The sequence below is a fragment of the Methylolobus aquaticus genome (assembly GCF_054172105.1).
Genome location: NZ_JBSYXP010000009.1, coordinates 144,851 through 164,867 on the forward strand (window position 1 = coordinate 144,851; position 20,017 = coordinate 164,867).

Consider the following 20,017-nt stretch of genomic DNA (forward strand, 5'->3'; position numbering starts at 1 on the left):
GCAGCCGGAACGATCATCGATGTTCATTAATTCAGGAAAACGGAAATGGCACACATACACGGTGGAAAGACAGTCGAGGTAGCCAAGAAGGTTGTCGAAGAAGCGAGTTGCCCGCTGCACGCGGCAGGCGAGATGATGGGTGAAGGCGCCGGCATGAAGCACATGATGGGAGCCGGCATGGCCGGGACGATGGCTGGCGGGATGGGTTCGATGATGGAACACGGCAGTATGGGCGCGATGATGAGTTCGCGCGCCGTGACGGCAGCAGGTGTCGCGACCGGCGCGGCGGTCACTGCGTCGTCAGCCGCCGGTCATTCTCTGCTCCGGCGGATCGTGACGCATCCGCTCGTCCTCTTCGGAGCGGGTCTGGCTGTCGGTTACCTCATCCATAAGTACCGCGAGGAAATCCTCCAACAGGGCAGTGAAATCGCGGAGTAGCCTACGGAAACACCCCGCGCCGCCTTGAGCGGGGCGGCCCCACGACCAGCATGGCTCAGTGGTCGACCCGCCGGGCCGTGCCGCTGTAACCGACCGGCCGGAGTCCCCGCCCGACGAAGTGATAACGTAGTCGCGAGGGCGACCCGACACCCCACCGCATTGCCCAAACGCACCATGGACCTTGTCAAGGAAACAGTCCTTCGTTATCGATCGCCCGGTCATGTCCGCTTTCAGATCTCGCCGGTGCTATGCTCAGGCCAGCCAGCCGAGCGTCTCGTATCCGAACTGCGCCGCATCGAAGGCGTTTACCGCGTCGATCTTTCGCCGCGCCAGGAGAAGCTTTCGGTCCGTTTCCTGGAACATATCTGCGCGTTCGAGGCCCTGATCCAAGCCCTGTACCGCCTGCTAACGGCAGTCGAATGGGCTGAGCCGGAGCAGACCGAACGGACGGCCGAGACAGCCGCACCCATCCCTCCCGTTGCTCGGGCGTCCGGGTGGCAGCCGGCGCGCTGGCTCCGCGGGAAAGTGCAGGAAGCCCGAGAAACCGTGGCCGCCATGGGCGTCCTGGCGCGACGGGAAGCGGTGCAGCAGCGCGCACGTTCGGTGCTGAGCGAGGACAACGTGATCTTCGCACTGAACGACGTGCTGGCGGTCTATCTGATCAAACTCCACTGGCCTCTGATCACGCAGCAATGGATACGCCGTCCCTGGCTGCATCGGTATGAGTGGATGGCCGCGGGTTACCTGATGTATCTGTTCGCCCGCTCGCGACGGGCCGACGAATAATCCGGCAGAGTGCTCGCCTCCCCACTCCATTCACCGCCATCATCCGGAATTGGAGGGGGCCAGCGAAGGTGCCATTGGGCTCCAACAAGGGCGGGCAGCGCGTTGGCGCCGAACCGGGCGACGAGCGCGGAGCGCTCGGAGCGCGGTAGCGACTACATACGGTTAATGAGCCGACCTGCGCCGCGTCGACCGTGACGTCAGCTACCACCAGGAACCGCGACTCCGGCTGGCTCACCGACGACGACGAAGGTCCCCGACATCATCCCCATCCAGCAGGACCAGGGGATGATGCCTTCCTCGACGGGCGTGAATTCGCAGGCCTGCTCACCCGCCTTGACCTCGATCTCGAGTTCGAATTGCGGGATCACGATCGCGCTGCCACACGGGTTGACTGGGTCGGTCGCGGTGATGACCCAGCGCACCGGCACCCCCTTGCGCACACGAAACCGGTTCGGCTCGAAGCCCTTGTCGGTGACGGCCATGTGGACGATCTGGAAGCCGTCGATGAGCGGTGGCAGGACCGGTGCGGCCGGAACCTCGTTCTCGTCGTCGGCGGTCAGGCGTCCGATGAGCCCACTCAGATCAAGACGCTGACGCTCCAGATAGGCGGAGCTTCGCGCCTTGACCGAGTTGAAGTCGTAGCCGCGGCCGGTCATCGCGAGGCCGCGGTTGACCATGATCACGCCCAGCACGACGACGATGAGGCCGGAGGCCTGCAACAGCTTCGGCGTCAGGCGTTTGGAAAGCAGCGAAGCCAGCATGCCGAAGCCGAGCATCACCGGCAGCGTGCCAGCTCCGAACACGAATAGCAGTTGTGCGCCCTTGACGGGGCTGCCAGTTCCCGCCGCCATGATGTACAGCGCCTGCAGGGGGCCGCAGATGATCATCAGGCCGTTCAGCAGCCCGATCACGAAGGGATGGCCTGAACGGCGCGACTCGCGTCCGATGAAGCGGAGCAGAAACGCCGGTGGCTTGATGTGAAAATCACGGAACGAGGGCCAGATCCGCAACATGCTGATCCCGAACGCCACCAGAAACAGGCCCGCGACTGCGCCGACCACCCCGCGCAGAAACGGCGTGAATGCGATGACCGAACCCAGCAAGCCGAAACCGGCACCGATCACCGTGTATGAGATCGTCTTGCCCGCGCCGTATAGCAGATGAGACCACACCGACAGACGACCCGCCGTCGCCGCCCTGGCGCTGTAACCGAGCACCAGCGCCCCGCACATCCCGACGCAATGGAAGCCGGTCAAAAGGCCGGCCACGAACAGCAGGCCGAGACTGAGATTCTCGGAATTGGCGGGCAGATCGGAGTGGCCGCGCAGTTGCTCATCGAGATACAGAATCACGAGGATGCCGACCACCGCAAAAACCAGGCCCAGCGCGAAGCGCAAGGGTGAACGCGGCGGGTCGACGCCAGCGCGTGCGTTACCGATGGCCATAACGAGCTTCCTGTTGTTCGGCAATCATGGGCTTTCACCCAAAGGTATCGTCAGCGCCCGATCACCTGCAGCCAGGCGTCGACCTGCGCATCGGTGAGGGGTCCGGTCAGCGCGAGACGTGCGTGGGCGGCATCATAGAAATAGGTACGTGGCAGTTCGCCGTACCACTGCGAGTCGATCTCGCGGCGCAGACTGCGCGCATCGCCGTGGGCGAAAATCCACGACTCCACGTGATCCATGCCGAGCCGGTGGAGGGTGGCCGCGACCTGCTGGTCGGTCGAACTTTCGTCCACGGAGACCAGGACGAGATTCAGCTTCCGATGCCGCTTCAATTTGTCCCGCAACATCCCGAGATCCTTGACGCAGGGTGGACAGTCGACCGACCACATTTTCAGCAGAAACGGCTGGCCTTGGTGCTCCTGTTTGATGGCTGTCAAGCTGCCGGGCTTGAACTCTCGCGTCGCGGCACAGGCGTCGACACAACTCGCTGCGAGGACGACGAGCATCGGAATCATGACCAACCCGAAACAACGCATGGCCATAAACCGTTTCTTACGGAATTTTTCCAACGAGTTCACGCCTTCCGATAGCCTTGCGGCCAGCTTCGCGACGAACCCTGCGCGCGACCGATCCTGAAATGCCGCGACCGTTCCCACCCGCCATTATCGGGCCTCGTGCCCGGGCGAGTCGTCCGTCACGCGGCTTTCCAGCTCACCCCAGCGTTCGAAACGGGCTTCGAGCCGCGTTTCCAGAGCCTTCAACTCATCGAGCGTGCGCTGCACGTCTGACTGTTCCCGGCGATAGAACTCCGGGGCGTTGATCAACGCGGTCAACTCGGCGCGCTGCGTCTCCAGGCTCTCGATTTCCGCCGGCAGTTCGTCCAGTTCGCGCTGTTCCCGGTAACTCAGCTTCTTACGTGGACGGGAACGCTCGGGGGGCGTGGCTGCCGTCGCTGGCGCAGACGTCGCGGGGGCGATGGCAGGGGTGCGTTGCTGCACCCAGTCGGAGTAGCCGCCGACATACTCGGCTATTCGACCATCGCCTTCGAACACGAAGGTGCTCGTAACAACCCGATCGAGGAATGCGCGGTCGTGGCTGACCAGCAGCACCGTGCCCTGAAACTCGGCCAGCAGTTCCTCCAGCAGCTCCAAGGTTTCGATATCGAGATCGTTGGTCGGTTCGTCGAGCACGAGCACATTGCACGGCTGGCTGAACAGCCGTGCCAGCAGCGCGCGGTTCTGCTCGCCACCGGAGAGACTCTTGACCGGCGAGCGCGCTCTAGCCGGCGAGAAGAGAAAATTCCCGAGATAGCTGAGCACATGGGTGCGTTGCTCGCCGATGGTGATCCATTCCTGGCCATCGCCGACCGCCTCGACCAGCGTCTGGTCCGGATCCAATTGAGCCCGCAACTGATCGAAGTAGGCAACCTTGAGATTCGTCCCGAGCCGAACGGTACCGGAATCCGGCGGCAGTTCGCCGAGCAGCAGCCTGACCAGCGTGGTTTTACCGGCACCGTTCGGACCGATCAAACCGATCCGGTCACCGCGCATCACACTGGTGGAGAAGTCGCGCACGACAGGGCGGTCATCGAACGCGAGTCTGATACTCTCGGCTTCCATGACCAGCTTACCGGAGCGTTCGGCCTGGTCGAGCGCCAGCCTGGCCGTACCCTGCCGCTCGCGGCGCGCTTGGCGCTCCTCGCGCAATTTCTTCAATGCCCGCACACGGCCTTCGTTCCGGGTACGCCGCGCCTTGATTCCCTGCCGGATCCAGACTTCCTCTTCGGCCAGCTTCTTGTCGAACTCGGCGTTGTGACGGCTTTCCTCCTCCAACGCCGCCGCCTTGCGCCGGACGAAATCGTCATAACTTCCGGTCCAGGAGGTCAGCCGGCCGCGGTCCAGATCGACGATCCGGGTTGCGACCCTTTGCAGAAAGGCCCGGTCATGGGTGATCAGCAAGATCGCGCCGGGGAACTGCAGCAGATGCTCCTCTAGCCACAGAATTGCATCGAGATCCAGGTGGTTAGTCGGTTCATCCAGCAACAGAACGTCTGGCTCCAGCACCAGAGCCTGAGCCAGCGCGACGCGGCGTTGCCAGCCGCCCGAAAGCCCCGCGGTCGGTTTATCCTCGGGCAAACCAAGCCGACTCAACACCGTTTCGACGCGCTGACGCAAGTTCCAGCCGTCGTGACTTTCGAGTTGATGCTGTAGGCGTTCGAGCGGGCGCAGATCGCCGTCTCCATCGGACGTCAACCGTTCGGACAGCCGGTGATATTCCGCGATCCAGTGGCCGATCTCGCCCAGCGCGTCGGCCACCGCGTCATAAATCGTCCCCTGCTCCGGCAGGGTTGGCGCCTGGGCCAGCAACGCCGTCTTCAAGCCCCCCTGGCGCCAGAGTTCACCGCTGTCCGGCAGAATCTCCCCGGACAGGATCTTCAGCAAGGTCGACTTGCCCTCGCCATTGCGCCCGACCAACCCGACCCGCTCGCCACAGTCGAGTTGGAGTTGCGCGTGATCCAACAGCGGGTGGACACCGAAAGCGATGGAAACGTCGGTCAGGCGGAGCAGCGGCATGGATAAGTTGCAGTCGGTCGGAAAGGCGCCATAGTATACGGCGCGACCGCCCATCGGCACTGAAAACCCGGATCATGCACTTCCCCAAACCTGCTGAAGACAACCACTATCTGGCCACCCATGTGGCACTGATGCGATACAGCTTCCGGCACTGGACGCGGCGCGATCTGGTTGACCCGAGGCTAACCGACGCTGAAGCAGCGCGTTTCGTCTTCTGCGCCCGCTTCGTACTGGTATCGCACGACACGGCGCCCGACCCGGTGTTCAATTACGCCAACGAAACCGCGCTAGGCCTGTTTGGCATGCCGTGGGAGGATTTCACCGCGCTGCCGTCCCGTTTTTCCGCCGCCCCGGTCAGCCGCGAGGAACGTGCGCGCTTGCTGGAACAAGTCACGACGCGCGGCTACATCGACGACTATCAGGGCGTGCGGATCGCGCGCGGCGGTCGGCGTTTCCGCATCGACAAGGCCACCGTCTGGAACCTGGTGGACCAGACCGGCATGCTCCATGGGCAAGCGGCAAGCTTCGCGCACTGGACTTTCCTGGAGGACGAATAGCCTTCACAAGGCAGGGCGTGGCTCGGGGGTAGCGGGAAGACACCGCTGCGCGCAGGACGTTTCGCCGCCTCCCCGCGCTAAGGTGGCCAGTTTGCATCGAGCGAAAGATGCGGTGTCACTCGGCGATTCGGCAGCCATTGTCCGCGGCCCGCCGCATAACCGGCTGCAAGCGTATCCCACGTGTACGAGAGCGCCCGAAGTACGGCGTGATCGATGTCGAGCCCCAAGGCCAGGCAACCGGCGACGGCCGCCGCGAGCGTGCAACCGGAACCATGATAGGTGCCAGGCAAACGGGCGACACGCTGCGTGCATACGCGCTCGGGGCCATAGAGGCGATTGATGACGTCTTCGCCTACCTCGTGCGTGCCAGTGATCAGCACCCGTCGACAGCCGCGACCGAGCAAGTGCTCGGCACATGCGTCGAGGGTAGCGAGTCCCGACAGCCGCCGCGCCTCCGTCGAGTTGGGCGTCAGGACGTCCACCCGCGGCAGCAGATACTCGTCGATCACCGCAGCCAGCGCTTCGGAGGCCAGCGGATGTCCGCCGCCAGCGGCAAGGATGGGATCAAGCACGACCGGCACGCCGGGCAGCGCATCGAGCAATTCCACGATTGCCCGGGCGATATCGGCACTGCCGAGCAGCCCGATCTTGACGGCGGATACCTGCAGATCGGCGAGCAGCGTGCGCGCCTGGGCCACGAAGACGGCAGGATCTTGAGGGAATACCCCACGGACGTCGACAGTATCCTGTTCGGTCAGCGCGGTGATGACGGTACACGGATGGCAGCCGAAACTGAATAAGGTCTCGATGTCGGCCTGGATCCCGGCGCCGCCGGTCGGATCATGGCCCGAGAAGCACAAAACGACCGGCAGGGGCACGCGCAACCTCCGAGCGAGAGAGAGACAGAGAGAGAGAGAGAGTGATGGACCGCCAGCGAGCGAAATCTCCCGGCGCCATCGCAGCACCGGCCATACGCGGCAACCGAGTGCGACCGGTCGTCGACACGACGCGAGCCCGGTAAGCTAGACTAGCGGTCTGAACAGTCAAAAAAAACTCCACAAGAGGCGCCGAGTGCGTAACCAGGATCCTTCCGAGAACCGCTTCGCGGAATCCGTCACGGGCTTCTGTCGCCTGGTGGAAGGGTACGCGGCATTCGAAGGCGACAGCAAGACCTGGCTACACCAGATCGGAAACCTCATGCTGGAACTGGAACAGCGCATTCAACCCCTGCTGCGCAGCACGGCGGACGATACCGAGTACTCGATGCTACAGGACCTCGAAGCCCGCTTTGCCCTCTACCAGAGACTCAAGAGCTTCCTTGGCCCCTTCGATGACTATTGGTCGGAGGGCGATCTGGAGGCCGGTGACGGACTCAAGACCGGGAGCCTGGCGGACGACATCACCGATGTTTACTTCGACCTCAAGCGCGCACTCAATCTTCACGTCGCCGGACCGGACCACGAGGCCCATGCCCTGTCGATGTGGGTGTTCAGCTACCGAGTCCATTGGGAACAGCACCTGCGAGACGCCACGAAGCAACTGTTCGAGTTCAAGATCGCCAGTTGAGCGGCACTGCCGCCACTCACCCCTGAGCATGACGGCCCGTGCCCACAGTACGTTTCCCGCCATAGAGACCAGCGCACCGCGGCAGGGCGACCGTTCGTCGACTTGCGCGTCGTGTGTCTACACCGTAAAGCCGCTAATTGCCGCTGCGCCTCGACTTCACCCGAACACGGATCGCACGGTCAAGAGCAGCACTCGCGGGATGGACCGCAGGCGGCTACACTAGCCACCGGAGTTGGCCAGGCAGTCGCTCTTCGCGTCGGCAACGACCGTGGAGGGAGGAAAGTCCGGGCTCCACAGGGCAAGGTGCCAGGTAACGCCTGGGGGGCGCGAGCCTACGGAAAGTGCCACAGAAAATATACCGCCCCGTGCCTTTACGGCGCGAGGTAAGGGTGAAATGGTGCGGTAAGAGCGCACCGCGTTGCCGGTAACGGGAACGGCACGGTAAACCCCACCCGGAGCAAGACCAAATAGGGGAGCGGCGGCTTCGGCCCAGCGTGCGGCCCGCACGGCTCCCGGGTAGGTCGCTTGAGGCGCACGGTGACGTGCGTCCCAGATGAATGGCTGCCCACGACAGAACCCGGCTTATCGGCTGACTCCTCCTTTATTCCCGGGATTCCGGGTAAAGACCTTGCGTCCGAGCGGCGCACTTCTCCCTCAAACGCCGTGTGTCGAGATCGGATCAGTTCACGCGGGCACACACCCGATCGAGCCAGACGGCCGGCAGGCAGCGCTTCAGCGCGGCGAACAGATACGTCGGAAACGTCACGAAGTAACGCGGTTTCGGCCGCCCTGCTTCCAGCGCCTGAATGACCTTAGCAACCACCGCCTCCGGCCCGAGCGTGAACGGCGCGGCCGCGCCCTGCTTGGCTAGCCGTTCTTCCAGCTCACGGTAACGATCACGGTGAACGCTCGCATCGACATCGATCGTGCGCCGGTAGACAGCCATCGAGTTCTCACGGAAGCGGCTCAGGATGGGACCGGGCTCGACCAGCGAGACGAACACGTTCGATCCATCGAGTTCCAGGCGCTGAGTATCGGCCAAGCCCTCAAGCGCATATTTGCTCGCGTTGTAGGCCCCGCGGTATTTCAGCGACACCAGACCCAGTAACGAGCTGTTGTGGATGATGCGGCCACCGCCCTGACGCCGCATCACGGGCACCACCAGCTGGGTCAACTCGTGCGTGCCGAAGACATTGGTCTGAAACTGCTCGACCAGCACCTCCCGCTGCAGATCCTCGACCGCGCCCGGCTGACCGTAAGCGCCATTGTTGAACAGACCATAGAGCGAGCCGCCGGTGGCCTCCAGAACGAACGCCACGGCAGCACGAATCGACGAGGAATCAGCCAGATCCAGATGCACGGCTTCGAAACCATCTCGACGCAGCGCGTCGACATCTTCCGGCTTGCGGGCGCTGGCAAAAACGCGATAGCCGCGCTTTCGCAGTAGGTCGGCCGCGCAACGTCCGATGCCCGACGAGCATCCCGTGATCAGAATTGAACGAGCCGGCGTAACGGAGGCAACGCCCATCAGGAAACCGACCCGATCAGAACGCCTTGAAGGGAATCCATGGAATGCCCTGATGAGCCTACGCGGGCCTCTCAGCGGAAGCGGTTGTCGGCACCATGGGTATTCCAGGCCTGAGCAAGGCTGGCCACGGCCAGTCCAAGAAAGCACAACAACACCCAGGCCGGCATGCTAAGCCCAAACAAGGTCCAGTCGACCTTGGCGCAATCACCGGTTCCACTCAACATGGCCTTGACCGTATCGCCGATCGGGAAGTTCTCCAGCATGTAGCCGAGGCCCGGACCACAGGAAGGGACTTCCTCGGGTGGCAGGTGTTGTAACCAGACATGTCGCGCCGAGATTGCAGCGCCGCCGATGGCTGTCAGAAACCCGGCCACGGCATACGCGCGGGTACCCACACGGCCGGGTCGATGCAGTACGGCTGCCAGCATCACGACCCCCACGACCAGCACCATGATGCGCTGCGAAATACATAACGGGCAGGGTTCCAGCCCGCCACTGAACTGAAAGTACAGAGCCGCGGCAATCAGCACCGAGCAGAAAGTCAGCAGCAAGCCGAAATAGACGGAGGGAGGGTAACGAAGATCCATCGTTGTGTGGTCTATCAGTGTCCCACGCCGTGGGGTTGACGGAAGGGTGGCTTAGCCGGACGGTCCAATGGGAACGGAGCAAGACGACGGCCCGGGCGCGGACCGGCCCAGTCCCCTTTAGACCCCAACACGAAAAGCCGCATGTTGCGACATCAGGGAGATTTTGTCCATCGGACCAGTCAAGCCCTGACCGGTGCCTCGATCTCGCCGACCACCGTCTGTACGACGACCCACGGTGCAATGACGACAGCCCAGAACGGGCGGTCAGGCTCAGCGCTCCACGCCAGGGCGTCGGAGTCACTGGCGCGTGCGATAAGGCCTTGTTCCAGCCAGACACCTAGCGTCGCCGCGTCGTCCTGCACCATGCTAACGGCCACCTCGACGAGGTCGAGCCTCGCGTCCACCTTGACGACGGCACCGCGCGCGAAATGCCGCTCGAGCTCGCGCCAGTATAGCTTGCCCGTCTCGCCGTTCAGTTTGGCGTGGAGATGTGTCCGGGACTCTGACAGGTCTGCGTTTGAAGCCATGCCTGTGGCGAGATCAAAGGCGGTTGTGGCACTGAGAATGTCGCATGACGGCCTGGACTCCGATGCCGGCAGACCCGATCAACCGCACGACGAATAACCCGGGGTGTTGCACGAGACCCAGCGTTCGCGTGCGCCGAGAGTTTCCTTCTTCCAGAACGGCGCACGGCTCTTCAATTCCTCCATGAGGTAGCGGCAAGCGTCGAATGCGGCCGCGCGGTGCGATGACCAGACCCCGACGAGCACAATCGGGTCGCCCGGCCATACCTCTCCCACCCGATGGATCACGAGGGCATCGATGAATTGCCATCTCGCCCTCGCCGTTTCGACGATCGCCGCGAGTTGTCGCTCGGTCATGCCGGGGTAGTGTTCGAGTGTCATGCGCGTCACCGTGTCACCTTCATTAAAGTCGCGCATCGTCCCAATGAACGTGGCCAAGGCGCCGGCTGACCGCCGCTGTTCCGCCATCGACTCGTGAAATCGACTTAACTCGGCAAACGGCTCGAACGGCGTCGGGCGCAACTCGACCGTCACAGTTAACCCCCCGTGACCGGTGGAAAAAAGGCGACCTCATCACCGTCTGCGACCAGCGACTCCGGCGTGGCGTAGTCCATGTTCACCGCGCACAGAATCTGTTCGGGCAGTGGTCGTCCTTCGCTGACCGCTTTCCAGACATCGGATACGGTTTCGAGCCCTTCGGCCGCCAAGGTTTCCTCGACACGGCCCATCTTTTCCCGGAGGCTGGCAAAATAACGCACTCGAATGGACATGGCGATCCTGGCGCGACGGATTTCGGAGAGGCCAATCATACACGCGGCAACCGGTCAGGCAAGCGTCGGCCCAGTCGGCTACCAAGCGCCCACTTTCCGTTCGTGACGCGCCCCGCAATTCACCCGGACGACAACAAATGACAGTGCAGATCACGACAGCCGGCGGAGCAATCGATCAGGGCTGGTTGAGCGCGGCGCGGCGCGGCGCAACGCCCAACTTCGACGACCGTCCTGATGAAAACGACATCAGCCTGATCGTCATCCACTGCATCAGCCTGCCGCCCGGAGAATTCGGCGGCGAGTGGATCGACCGGCTGTTTTCGAACACGCTTGAGCCTTCTGCCCACCCCTACTTCGAAGGCATTGTTAATCTACGCGTTTCCAGTCACCTGCTGCTACGCCGCGACGGCGAGATCGTGCAATACGTTCCCTTTCACAAGCGCGCCTACCATGCTGGCGTCTCGCGTTACTGCGACCGCGCCGCCTGCAATGACTTTTCCATCGGGATCGAACTCGAAGGGACTGAGACGGTCCCGTACACCGACGAGCAATACCATCGACTGGCGGAAGTCATCGGCACGCTGCTGAAGACGTATCCGACCCTGTCGCCGGAGCGCATCACAGGTCACAGCGACATCGCCCCTGACCGCAAGACAGATCCGGGACCGTCGTTCGACTGGGAGCGGTTACGCGCCTTGTTGCAGCGGGGCTGAACGGCTATCGGCCATAGAACGAACGGCACTTACGAGTCCCCCAAGGCATGGCACCGTCCGGGCGCACTCTTGGGTCGACTACAGTCCGAAGCCTAACGCGACCACGAGGTTTCGCCGCTGAAGGCCCCATCGTTGTTCTTGTCCCAGCGGCGCGCGCCGGTATGATCGAGTTCCATGGCGCCATTTTCGGCCTGCGGACCGCCGGCAATCGGGGTCGCCTGAAGCGTGTAGGTGCTTGCGGCCGCCTGCAGCGCAAGGTTGTAAACCTTGGGTGCACCCTCCTTGGGCGCCTGCGTGAATGGCAGCGTGGGAGGCGACCCCACTGCCGTGCAGGTCGGCGCATATTCGCGCACGCAGAGGTAACTCATGTTTTCCGTGTAAAAGCGCTCCATGAAGTTCGCCAGTTCCATCAGTGAGCCTTGCGCCTCAGCCCTGCGGACATTGGCCAGATGGGAGGTGTAGCTCGGTACCGCAATCATCGCCAAAATGCCGACGATCGCTACGGTGATCATCAGTTCGATCAGTGTGAAACCACGAGGATTAAGCAAATCGTGATCGTTCATGGTCGTTGCGCTCCAAACGATGTGCCGCAGACGGTCAGCGCAACTGAATCCAGGTTTGGCGGCCACCCGCATCCGCCCCTGTTTCGGTCGTCACTTCCAACTCCCCGCTGGAACCGCTGGTGTATTTGTATTCCAGTTCTCCGCCTCCGATCACGCCCGGCGTCTTGATGATGCCGATGTTCGACTTCTTTCCGGAGGGCGCGAGATCCCTGGTGGCTGCCCCTACCATCGCGCTGACCAGATCTTGCGTGTTGATGACGCCATCCGGTGCTCCGTTCGCCCCGTAGATATCGAAAGGCGCGGAAGCCGACCGTTGGCCACTGCTCGCCGCCAGTTCCATCAACCAGCTCGTTCCGCCGTAGTCGCAGGGATTCGGCGATGGAATCACCGTAACGAAGATCACGCGTTCGCCGCGCAACAGAGGGTAGGTGACGACCCGCTCGCCCTGTTTTACTCCCGATGCCGGTTTGAGATCCAGATACCATCCCTTCTGGGGTTGCAGCGTTAAGTCGTTACCCGCTTCATCCTTGACGACAACCGCCGCATCAGCGTAGTTGACGGGATTGCTCGTCGTGACCCTGAGGTCGAACGCGCCCTTGCTCGTTTCAGCCACTATGGACTGTCCCTGGAGTTCACCGCGGCCGGAAATGGCGTCGAGCGTCCCGTCGTCCGGATCTGTATCCCAGAGGCCGTAAAAGGTCTGGAGTTGGGGATCTTCAGGGACGATGCTGTCGCCGTCCTCAAAATACTTGCCTGTCCCGAAATAGACCATCAGTCCACCGCCCCGCTCCACCTGCATCGCGTCCGTGGCCTTGCCTACCTGCGGCTTGCCGGTGATCGGCTGACGGTTGGCATCGCTGCAGGGAACCGTGGAAGAGGCGCACGCAACGAAGAACGGCGACGTGCCGCCCGCAACACCCCATGCCCCGGGATCAGGATCGCTGACATCGAATTTCCATAAGTTACCCACGAGATCGCCGGCATAGATGTAGTCAACGACTCGATCCTGATCCTTGTCGATCGCAATCGGTGTCGAGAGGCCGTTCTTGCTGATAACGGTATTCCCAGTGGCTCCGGTATCGATCTTGCGGATCACACTGCCGTCACGTAGATCAAGAATGAACAGCACCGCATGGCCTGCCGGACTGTTGTATCCATTGGCGACAACAGCCGCCCAAGATCCGTCCGCCATGTGAACCACCGATGGTTGCGGTAGCGTATACCCCAGGTCGGCGTCGCTCGTCGCCGTAAATTCCCACAGCACATTGCTGGCGCTGAACGCGGCGGGATTGGTCACATCCAGCGCGAACACCCCGCGGCCACCGGCACCGGTCGTTCCCACCAGAATGGTGTGCCACGCCCCGTCAAGATACGCATCGCCGGCACGGGGCGAACCATCGACAAAATAACGGTGCGCGTAAGGTTCGGAGGCCAAGGTGGCTAGATGACTGTCGACCAGCAGGCCGGGCAAGTAAGCGAACAATTCAGCTCCGGTATCGACTCGGAAGGCATGCAGCATCCCGTCGTTGGCACCGACATATAACATCTTCACCCGGCTCTCCTTGTTGGAGAGAAAACTCGCGTAGGCGCTGCCGCCAGCTGGTAGGGTCTTGTAGCCGAAGTTCTCGCTGCCAACAAAGAGGGGATCTGAGTTGACGATATCTCCCAGCACCGTCTCCCGTGGCCGGAACGGCCCGTTGTTCTTCTCTTTCGATTGATCGCCGCGCAGGTAAGCCACCAGATCCAGCCCCGACTGGCTGTTGTCATCGGCCGTGCCGGCCAACGCCAGTTGCTGGGTATCGTTTAGATTGGTCCATTGGAAGGCAATCCCACCCGGATCGGCAGGCGTCGGATCGTAGGAGAAGACAGCGCGCTCACCCGCCGCCGGTAGATTGTCGCGCGCATCCCACAGTGCATCCTTGGCGTCAATGATTCCGTCCCTGACACCGTTGATTGATCGGTCAGTGATTGAGCCATTGGAACTGATCTGGAAAGCGAGCAACTGTCCGCTCCAATCCTCACTGTTGAACTTGGCTTGATAGATGTGCGTACCGGTGTCGAGCCGAGTCGAGTTAGTGGCGATACTGGCCGCCGACCCCACGCGTGCCTTGATTTCGTTGAAAGCCTTGGTCAGTTGCTCCTTCAGCTTGCCGGCATTCGTGACCAGGAAATAACTGTCAGGGACGCCGTCGTGATCAAGGTCCCACTCATCACCATCGAGCTGATCGTTACCCAGGTTGGTGGAAGGATTCTTCTTGTCAAAGAAGCCACCCCACTTAGCCGCATACCAGAGCGGGTCATGCTTCAGGTAGGATGCCGAGGTCGTGCTGCCGACACTGAAGGCGCGCGAGGTAGTCAGCGGTAACCCCTGTCCGTCGCTCCACGTCCCTCCGGGAAGCTGCCCCGGTGGCGTGTCGAGGAAGTAGTCGACATCACTGTTCGTATCGGAGTCCCGCACCTCGAGATAGGTTCCGTCCGCAGTGGTGCCGGAGATCACGTAACCCATGTGCTGTATGCAGCCACCGGCCGCGTAGTCCGAACGCAGCGCGATGCTGACGGCATTGTCTGCCTGCACTGCAAACGTGTATTCGACGATGGCATCCATGTCGTGGTCCGAGCCGTACTCCGAATCCTCATAATTGATTCGGAACTTGCCGTAGGGGCGCCCCCCGTTTATGGACGCATCGTAGTTGATGGCCGCCGTGTTCCGAATCGTATCGACGTAAAAGTCGACGATCGTGTTGGTCGGCTGGTAGTAACCCTGATTTCGGTTGAACGTGCCGCAACCGCCAACCGTCTTGCCGAAGGGCACCAGCGTGACCGTCTGCCCCGCAACCGGAATCTCGATACGCGGCAGCGGCGAGGCGAGTACCACCGAAAAAGTATCGGTCTTCTGTGGCCCGCTGACGGCATTCAGGTCATGCGTCTTGCCGAACAGCGCCGCGGCGGCGGAATAGAAGCCACCTTCCCGCGTCGGCTCTTCCGGTGCCAAACCCCTAATGTTATTGAAGCTGTTGACGGTCTTTGGGGTTGGCGCACCATCGTAACTTGGCGTGTTGGCCTGTGATTCACCAATAAATACTCTTGTCGCTTCGGATTCACCACCCCATATCTTCCCGGCTTCGGTGGACGCATTAAAGCCTGACAGGTCTCCAGAATAACTGCCGAAGCTGGTTCCAGGAACCTTATCCGTGTCATAGGAGGGATTGATATCGCTGATGATAAGTTGACTGGGGCGCGAACAAGTGGGGTAGCCCGAGGGGTAGGTTGTCCCCATATTGCCAGAATATGGATTTAGCCAGTTCGGCTTCGGCAACCCCAGGTTCGCATCGTCCCCCGAAGTCCCGATCGAGAAATCCGACGTTGGACCTGACTTCCCCGAAAAATATCGGAGGCCTTCATAGATCATTTCGCCGATTGGATTGCCCCACATGCGGCAATAGCCCTCACGCAGCGGTTGATTGACTTCCGGGACCGTGCAATTTTGGTCGTAGGAATAGCCCGATCCGAAGCCCACCGTCTTGAGCTTGTTGATCGTCTCGACAATCCCACCGACACCATTGATAAATTGTCCCGTCGCCGCATTGACCTCGTTTCTGAAAGACAGCACATTCTTGCGGATGATTCCGCCCGATGTATTCTTCGTATAAGAACCGCTCAACAGACCGAACATCATGGCGTCATCCTCGCCATGCTCATGGAGCAATCCCGTCGGCTTGTAGATCGTTGTGCTGCCCGACTTGTAGGCCTTGCAGTCGGTTTCCAGCAGGCCGTCGACACAGGCTTTGACACGTACGGTGTAGTCGGTCATTGTCGATGCCGGGATCGTGCGTTGCCAACGCAAGTAGTAGTAGTCGTTACCGTTGCGCTCTTGATGCCGGAACCTGAAGGTGTGAGCCCCAGCCGCCAGCGTGACGCTGCCACTATGTGTCGTGCAGTCGCACTTGGAATGCTGGCCATACCAACTGGCTATGACTGAGCCGTCGATCAGCACATCGACTGCATCGTCACCATCCACGGCAAAGGTGTAGGTTCCACCGGCTCCCTCCGGAATGACCAACTGCCCATCGAACAACGTAAAGTAATAGTCACCAGCGCCGAAAGGATTTCCAGAGCCATTTACATTCGCCGCCGGCCCCGAGCCTGAGCGATTCGCAGTGGTACCATACGTCGAAACAAGCGAAGTAAAGGCAGGGCCGTCGACGGGCGAGCTCGTGTAGCCCGGTGTAAGGTAGGTCGTCTGCGTCAGATTCGAAAAGTATCCGGAAGGGACGATCTCCCAATACGTGGAACCGCTCGTGGCGCAATTGGCCCGAGTATTGTTTCCGGTTGCGCATTGAGTACCGGCAACAGGTCGCTCGATCGACAGCCATTCCCAGACACGGTAGGCACTGTCGGTCAGGACACGCAGCAGCGGATCGCTGGTCCCGTAGAGTGTCGTATTGGCGAAGAGGTGCCGTGTTCCGGGGTAGGGAGCGGACAACGGTGTGTACTGAGAAATGTCGAAACCATTGGTCGTGACATCCTTGTATTCCTTGCCCCAACTATGCGCATCCTGCGGGATGAACACTCGCTCGAGAATCGTCTCGGCGGTCGAGTCCGTGCTGCGGTAGCCGCCATATAGAACCTTTCGCAGCGCATCCATGCGGGATGTCGTCAGATAATTCAGGAAGTCTCCACTCCACTCTCCTGAACATTTCTTCGTCATCGTTCTCGCAGTGGGCGAAAAGACGCCACTCCCATAGGAGTAGCACTTATAGGAATCGAAGTAACCGAAATAATCGATGGCAGGGTTATAGCCAACATCTAGGACACCGTCACCGTTCAGATCGGATGCGTCGTTATAAGCCTCATAGTACAGCTTGTGGTCGCGCCCCATGGTAATCAAGACCAAAGGTGGGGCGTTAACGCCCAGAAACAGCGGCGACTGCGCAATGGCACCTGCCGAGGATGTCGCCGAATTTGCCACACAGATGGCGGCAAAGAATGCGCGACCGAAGGAACGACCGATTGAGCTTACGAAGGAAGTGTATTTGGACACGGCAACCTCCGGAGCAGCCCCAGGCTCGCTAACGTTTATGAACCGACTGTAGAATAACTTCCGCGCTCGTCGTGCCCCCGATACCTCTTCCCGTTATCCGAAAGTAGCATCGCTCGACTGGAGCGACTTCCAAACTGACCGGCGCACACAGATAGGGAATTTCTTCGACGACATAGCGAGGTCCGACCGATACTGCCGCCAAGTTGGCTCCGCTGTAGGTCATGACACCCGATGAATCCCAGAACGACGCATCCAGCAGTGGGAGCGGATCGTTGGCTGTGGCATCGCGGTTATAGTCATTCTCGGAATATAGACCAGCGACGCAATCCTGAAGCCCGTTTGCTGCCGAGACACAGCGCTCTCCGGCTCTAAGTGCGGTCTCGGCAGCCTGGAACGCCACATTCCGATCCCGTAGATTGCCTGCCATCTTCTCTTCGAGATTCGTGACCCGCATCGCCGTTACACCAATCAGCGTCATGACCAGCAGCATCAGGAGGCCCGTAATTAGAGCCGCGCCGGACTGAGTAGTAGCATTAAGGCCAAGCCTGTCGGTCGCGTTCATGATTCAAGGCAGCTTATTGCGGAGTGCAATGGTCGTCTCAAAGCTGCGGCGCAGCCGGCGATCGGTAACCTCTACGCCATTGAACACATAGGTCTGTGGTGCAGCAATCAGATTGTCTTCAGAGCGCAGTTCGAAGCCTATCCTGACACTGACAACGTTACCCCAAGAACCAGCGGGAACGCTGATCGCCGGGAGATATCGGATCGTCGGCAACGTACCACCCGTGTATAAACCATAAAGCACATTGAGGTTGCCAAATCCACTGACTAATGGCTGCGGGCTCTTCAGGGTAATCGTTCGGGCTGTAACTCCAGCAGTAGCGGAACATTCATTCAGCTGCGGCGTCGCCTCGTTCTGCTCTTGTGTCATGGTGACGACTATCACGCTACATTCCAACTCGGCATCGTCGATGTCGGCTGCAAAGGTGTTTATCGCAACGTCGCATCGATCTAACGCAGCGCCCAGACAGTCCGCGACCCGATCATCGGCATCACCCTTGCCATCGCCCGCTCCTTGCAACCGGATGCTGACCGAATCTGCGGTACCGGTTATCACTTGCCCGGTGCTGAAACTCGGTACGGTGGCGCGCGCCGGAAAAGCAACCGGACCGGTATTCCAGGGAATGCTGCGATAGCCGGCAATCCGGATGTTCTTCTTCAGGAATTCGATCACAAAGCGCCCGTCCTCCTGCAGCCGCGCCTGCCCCTCCTGAAGCCGGTAGGTCTGCCGGCTGCCGAGATAGATCTGCCCAATGCCTGCGATGAGGATCAGGCCCGCCGTCAAACCGATCATTACTTCGACGAGCGAGAAACCGCCCATGCGACCCCAATCTAGACCGGGCCGGGGCGCAACATGTCCTCCGGATTGAGTCAGACGATGAGTCATGGCTGAAAACTCGTTACGAAGGCGGGATCGTTTGCGTCGACCGCACCGGAGCGATCGTCGTCCCATGAGATCCTGACCGCATAGGCGCTACCCTGCCCATCGCAATCGGCTGTCTCGGGTGTGCCGTCACGGCACACGGTACCGGTACCGAGGGGCAAATCAGCCGCCAGGTGGTTTGACCATTGCGCAAAGTCGTAGCCCGCCATCTGCAGCGGCGTGCATGCGCTCGCAACGCAATCATCGGCGCTGGCGACGACGTTGTGATAGTTCCCGTCGGCGAGTCCGATCCGGTTGGCACGCATTCGATCGACCATATCGTAGGCCGCTTGCGTGGCAACCGATCGGAAATGGGCACTCTGGTTGTTGCGCAGGCTCATGACCTGCAAGCCGGCAAGCCCCAAAAGGCCAAGTCCCAGCACGAGCGCGGCGACCAATACCTCGATCAGGGTGAAGCCTGCTTCGCGCGTGCCGACCTGAATGGCGCTACGGGAATGTCTGTGATTCACGAGCACGACACCTTATTCACGGTCGCCCGCCCGGTGCGACTGACCACGATGGAGCGGCCCTGGATGCTGGAGATACCGGAACACAAGGTGAGCGTTCCCGCCTGGAAACCGCCCGAGGTGAGTTGAGTAACACCGGCACCAACGAACGAGATGTAGGAAGCGACAGAAGAGTTACCCGACAGGCTTGAGGTGCCGAGGTCGGAATGCACGGCCAGCGGCGATCCCTCATCCGCGGTCGCATTGTTGTTGCTGTCGACGATGACAATCCATCCCTGATCCCACGCACCCGAGCCGCTGCAACTCGCCCCATCGGCACTCTTACAGAGGGTCACGCGTGTACCTCGCTTTACCGCCTCGCTGCGAGCGAGATTCAGAAATGCCACGAACTCATTGGCTTGGGCGCTCATGCGGTTGTTCTGAATCATTTGAGTGTAGCCCGGCACCCCAAGCGTCAGCACGATCGCTGCGATCGATACGGTGACCATCAACTCGATCAACGTGAAACCGAATGTCTTTTGCGCGTTCATGGCCCGGAGGTATAGGGCGGCTCGCCGAGCCCTGCCGTGACCGATGCACCACTTTGCGATCTGTCAGCCCGATCAAGGCCAGACGGTCATCCCTGTCTCGGTTCACCGCGATTTGCCAACAGGGCGCAGCGCGGACCAAATCCGCGCTCTGCTCAGCCCAATTGTGCGCCCCGATCCGAATGGCCGAGGTGCCGCTCCGGCGCGATCAGGTCACGAACCCGCTGTTTCAATTCCTTCGCCTCCGGAAAGCGTCCCTCGTCTTTGCGGGACCAGACGACCACTCCATCCACCGCAACAACGAATACGCCTCCGGTGCCCGGCACGAGACTGACCGCGCCGAGTTCCTGTTCGAACGTGGTCAGCAACTCCTGCGCTAGCCATGCCGCGCGCAGCAGCCAGCGACATTGGGTACAGTACTCGATCTCCACACGCGGTTTCGACATAGC

The 20,017-nt window shown here is 61.1% G+C and carries 21 protein-coding genes and 1 other RNA gene; 6 read left to right on the forward strand and 16 right to left on the reverse strand.

Going from position 1 to position 20,017, the window contains the following annotated elements:
* Positions 1-45: 45 nt before the first annotated feature.
* Positions 46-438, forward strand: a complete 393-nt coding sequence (locus ACW73L_RS13790; RefSeq protein ID WP_498922786.1) for a hypothetical protein — start codon at positions 46-48, stop codon at positions 436-438.
* Positions 439-612: 174 nt separating this feature from the next.
* Positions 613-1,224: a hypothetical protein gene (locus ACW73L_RS13795; RefSeq protein WP_498922787.1), complete on the forward strand. Its 612-nt coding sequence runs from the start codon at positions 613-615 to the stop codon at positions 1,222-1,224.
* A gap of 197 nt (positions 1,225-1,421) precedes the next feature.
* On the opposite strand, the gene ACW73L_RS13800 is transcribed toward ACW73L_RS13795, so the two are convergent.
* The 3 genes from ACW73L_RS13800 to ACW73L_RS13810 all read right to left on the reverse strand — a co-directional run bounded on the left by ACW73L_RS13800 (position 1,422) and on the right by ACW73L_RS13810 (position 5,242).
* Complete coding sequence (locus tag ACW73L_RS13800; RefSeq protein ID WP_498922788.1) at positions 1,422-2,669, reverse strand: urease accessory protein UreH domain-containing protein; 1,248 nt, start codon at positions 2,667-2,669, stop codon at positions 1,422-1,424.
* A gap of 50 nt (positions 2,670-2,719) precedes the next feature.
* Positions 2,720-3,211 carry a TlpA family protein disulfide reductase gene (locus ACW73L_RS13805; RefSeq protein WP_498922790.1) on the reverse strand — a complete coding sequence of 164 codons (492 nt, stop codon included), beginning with the start codon at positions 3,209-3,211 and terminating at the stop codon, positions 2,720-2,722.
* A 120-nt stretch (positions 3,212-3,331) separates the two neighbouring features.
* Positions 3,332-5,242 carry an ATP-binding cassette domain-containing protein gene (locus tag ACW73L_RS13810; protein WP_498922791.1) on the reverse strand — a complete coding sequence of 637 codons (1,911 nt, stop codon included), beginning with the start codon at positions 5,240-5,242 and terminating at the stop codon, positions 3,332-3,334.
* Positions 5,243-5,316: 74 nt separating this feature from the next.
* On the opposite strand from ACW73L_RS13810, the gene ACW73L_RS13815 reads away from it, so the two are divergent.
* Positions 5,317-5,799 carry an MEKHLA domain-containing protein gene (locus ACW73L_RS13815; protein WP_498922792.1) on the forward strand — a complete coding sequence of 161 codons (483 nt, stop codon included), beginning with the start codon at positions 5,317-5,319 and terminating at the stop codon, positions 5,797-5,799.
* 77 nt (positions 5,800-5,876) lie between these two features.
* Here ACW73L_RS13815 and thiD read toward each other — a convergent pair whose 3' ends face one another.
* The gene (gene thiD, locus ACW73L_RS13820) at positions 5,877-6,677 is read right to left on the reverse strand and encodes a bifunctional hydroxymethylpyrimidine kinase/phosphomethylpyrimidine kinase (RefSeq protein ID WP_498922794.1); all 801 of its coding nucleotides are present in this window, start codon (positions 6,675-6,677) and stop codon (positions 5,877-5,879) included.
* A 193-nt stretch (positions 6,678-6,870) separates the two neighbouring features.
* Here thiD and ACW73L_RS13825 point away from each other — a divergent pair, with 193 nt between their 5' ends.
* Together ACW73L_RS13825 and rnpB are read left to right on the forward strand one after the other, a co-directional pair.
* The gene (locus tag ACW73L_RS13825; RefSeq protein ID WP_129883746.1) at positions 6,871-7,365 is read left to right on the forward strand and encodes a DUF5063 domain-containing protein; all 495 of its coding nucleotides are present in this window, start codon (positions 6,871-6,873) and stop codon (positions 7,363-7,365) included.
* A 228-nt stretch (positions 7,366-7,593) separates the two neighbouring features.
* Positions 7,594-7,966: RNase P RNA component class A (gene rnpB, locus ACW73L_RS13830), an RNA gene on the forward strand.
* A 78-nt stretch (positions 7,967-8,044) separates the two neighbouring features.
* Here rnpB and ACW73L_RS13835 read toward each other — a convergent pair.
* The 5 genes from ACW73L_RS13835 to moaD form a co-directional block, all read right to left on the reverse strand.
* Positions 8,045-8,893 carry an SDR family oxidoreductase gene (locus tag ACW73L_RS13835; RefSeq protein ID WP_498922795.1) on the reverse strand — a complete coding sequence of 283 codons (849 nt, stop codon included), beginning with the start codon at positions 8,891-8,893 and terminating at the stop codon, positions 8,045-8,047.
* 71 nt (positions 8,894-8,964) lie between these two features.
* Positions 8,965-9,480: a disulfide bond formation protein B gene (locus ACW73L_RS13840; RefSeq protein WP_498922797.1), complete on the reverse strand. Its 516-nt coding sequence runs from the start codon at positions 9,478-9,480 to the stop codon at positions 8,965-8,967.
* Positions 9,481-9,659: 179 nt separating this feature from the next.
* The gene (locus ACW73L_RS13845; RefSeq protein ID WP_498922799.1) at positions 9,660-10,007 is read right to left on the reverse strand and encodes a DUF2288 domain-containing protein; all 348 of its coding nucleotides are present in this window, start codon (positions 10,005-10,007) and stop codon (positions 9,660-9,662) included.
* A gap of 78 nt (positions 10,008-10,085) precedes the next feature.
* A complete protein-coding gene (locus tag ACW73L_RS13850) occupies positions 10,086-10,472 on the reverse strand; it encodes a molybdenum cofactor biosynthesis protein MoaE (RefSeq protein WP_498922873.1) in 387 nt (128 codons plus the stop codon).
* Positions 10,473-10,540: 68 nt separating this feature from the next.
* Positions 10,541-10,774, reverse strand: a complete 234-nt coding sequence (moaD, locus tag ACW73L_RS13855) for a molybdopterin converting factor subunit 1 (protein ID WP_129883751.1) — start codon at positions 10,772-10,774, stop codon at positions 10,541-10,543.
* Between the two features lie 137 nt (positions 10,775-10,911).
* On the opposite strand from moaD, the gene ampD reads away from it, so the two are divergent.
* Complete coding sequence (gene ampD, locus ACW73L_RS13860; RefSeq protein WP_498922800.1) at positions 10,912-11,487, forward strand: 1,6-anhydro-N-acetylmuramyl-L-alanine amidase AmpD; 576 nt, start codon at positions 10,912-10,914, stop codon at positions 11,485-11,487.
* A gap of 92 nt (positions 11,488-11,579) precedes the next feature.
* Here ampD and ACW73L_RS13865 read toward each other — a convergent pair whose 3' ends face one another.
* The 7 genes from ACW73L_RS13865 to ACW73L_RS13895 form a co-directional block, all read right to left on the reverse strand.
* Entirely contained in the window at positions 11,580-12,050 is a 471-nt protein-coding gene (locus tag ACW73L_RS13865; RefSeq protein WP_129883753.1) for a type IV pilin protein, read from the reverse strand.
* Positions 12,051-12,084: 34 nt separating this feature from the next.
* Positions 12,085-17,091: a PilC/PilY family type IV pilus protein gene (locus ACW73L_RS13870; RefSeq protein WP_498922802.1), complete on the reverse strand. Its 5,007-nt coding sequence runs from the start codon at positions 17,089-17,091 to the stop codon at positions 12,085-12,087.
* A 28-nt stretch (positions 17,092-17,119) separates the two neighbouring features.
* Positions 17,120-17,653 carry a pilus assembly PilX family protein gene (locus ACW73L_RS13875; RefSeq protein WP_129883755.1) on the reverse strand — a complete coding sequence of 178 codons (534 nt, stop codon included), beginning with the start codon at positions 17,651-17,653 and terminating at the stop codon, positions 17,120-17,122.
* Between the two features lie 3 nt (positions 17,654-17,656).
* Positions 17,657-18,538, reverse strand: a complete 882-nt coding sequence (locus tag ACW73L_RS13880) for a PilW family protein (protein WP_498922804.1) — start codon at positions 18,536-18,538, stop codon at positions 17,657-17,659.
* Positions 18,535-19,044 (reverse strand): type IV pilus modification protein PilV, encoded by a 510-nt coding sequence (gene pilV / locus ACW73L_RS13885; RefSeq protein ID WP_129883757.1) that lies wholly within the window; start codon positions 19,042-19,044, stop codon positions 18,535-18,537. Before pilV ends, ACW73L_RS13880 begins: the two co-directional genes overlap by 4 nt.
* On the reverse strand, positions 19,041-19,571 hold the full coding sequence (locus ACW73L_RS13890) for a GspH/FimT family pseudopilin (RefSeq protein ID WP_498922807.1): 531 nt from the start codon (positions 19,569-19,571) through the stop codon (positions 19,041-19,043). The genes pilV and ACW73L_RS13890 overlap by 4 nt, the downstream gene beginning before the upstream one ends.
* A 152-nt stretch (positions 19,572-19,723) precedes the next feature.
* Positions 19,724-20,014 (reverse strand): Rdx family protein, encoded by a 291-nt coding sequence (locus ACW73L_RS13895; protein WP_498922809.1) that lies wholly within the window; start codon positions 20,012-20,014, stop codon positions 19,724-19,726.
* Positions 20,015-20,017 lie beyond the last annotated feature (3 nt).

What these genes read in the sequence shown, in the direction of transcription:
- ACW73L_RS13875 (WP_129883755.1), bottom strand. Translation starts at nt 17,653, where the DNA reads ATGAACGCGACCGACAGGCTTGGCCTTAATGCTACTACTCAGTCCGGC.
- ACW73L_RS13835 (WP_498922795.1), bottom strand. Translation starts at nt 8,893, where the DNA reads ATGGGCGTTGCCTCCGTTACGCCGGCTCGTTCAATTCTGATCACGGGA.
- ACW73L_RS13840 (WP_498922797.1), bottom strand. Translation starts at nt 9,480, where the DNA reads ATGGATCTTCGTTACCCTCCCTCCGTCTATTTCGGCTTGCTGCTGACT.
- ACW73L_RS13850 (WP_498922873.1), bottom strand. Translation starts at nt 10,472, where the DNA reads ATGGCGGAACAGCGGCGGTCAGCCGGCGCCTTGGCCACGTTCATTGGG.
- moaD (WP_129883751.1), bottom strand. Translation starts at nt 10,774, where the DNA reads ATGTCCATTCGAGTGCGTTATTTTGCCAGCCTCCGGGAAAAGATGGGC.
- ACW73L_RS13865 (WP_129883753.1), bottom strand. Translation starts at nt 12,050, where the DNA reads ATGAACGATCACGATTTGCTTAATCCTCGTGGTTTCACACTGATCGAA.
- ACW73L_RS13895 (WP_498922809.1), bottom strand. Translation starts at nt 20,014, where the DNA reads ATGTCGAAACCGCGTGTGGAGATCGAGTACTGTACCCAATGTCGCTGG.
- ACW73L_RS13810 (WP_498922791.1), bottom strand. Translation starts at nt 5,242, where the DNA reads ATGCCGCTGCTCCGCCTGACCGACGTTTCCATCGCTTTCGGTGTCCAC.
- ACW73L_RS13805 (WP_498922790.1), bottom strand. Translation starts at nt 3,211, where the DNA reads ATGGCCATGCGTTGTTTCGGGTTGGTCATGATTCCGATGCTCGTCGTC.
- ACW73L_RS13800 (WP_498922788.1), bottom strand. Translation starts at nt 2,669, where the DNA reads ATGGCCATCGGTAACGCACGCGCTGGCGTCGACCCGCCGCGTTCACCC.
- ACW73L_RS13890 (WP_498922807.1), bottom strand. Translation starts at nt 19,571, where the DNA reads ATGAACGCGCAAAAGACATTCGGTTTCACGTTGATCGAGTTGATGGTC.
- ampD (WP_498922800.1), top strand. Translation starts at nt 10,912, where the DNA reads ATGACAGTGCAGATCACGACAGCCGGCGGAGCAATCGATCAGGGCTGG.
- ACW73L_RS13790 (WP_498922786.1), top strand. Translation starts at nt 46, where the DNA reads ATGGCACACATACACGGTGGAAAGACAGTCGAGGTAGCCAAGAAGGTT.
- ACW73L_RS13795 (WP_498922787.1), top strand. Translation starts at nt 613, where the DNA reads ATGGACCTTGTCAAGGAAACAGTCCTTCGTTATCGATCGCCCGGTCAT.
- ACW73L_RS13845 (WP_498922799.1), bottom strand. Translation starts at nt 10,007, where the DNA reads ATGGCTTCAAACGCAGACCTGTCAGAGTCCCGGACACATCTCCACGCC.
- ACW73L_RS13880 (WP_498922804.1), bottom strand. Translation starts at nt 18,538, where the DNA reads ATGACTCATCGTCTGACTCAATCCGGAGGACATGTTGCGCCCCGGCCC.
- ACW73L_RS13815 (WP_498922792.1), top strand. Translation starts at nt 5,317, where the DNA reads ATGCACTTCCCCAAACCTGCTGAAGACAACCACTATCTGGCCACCCAT.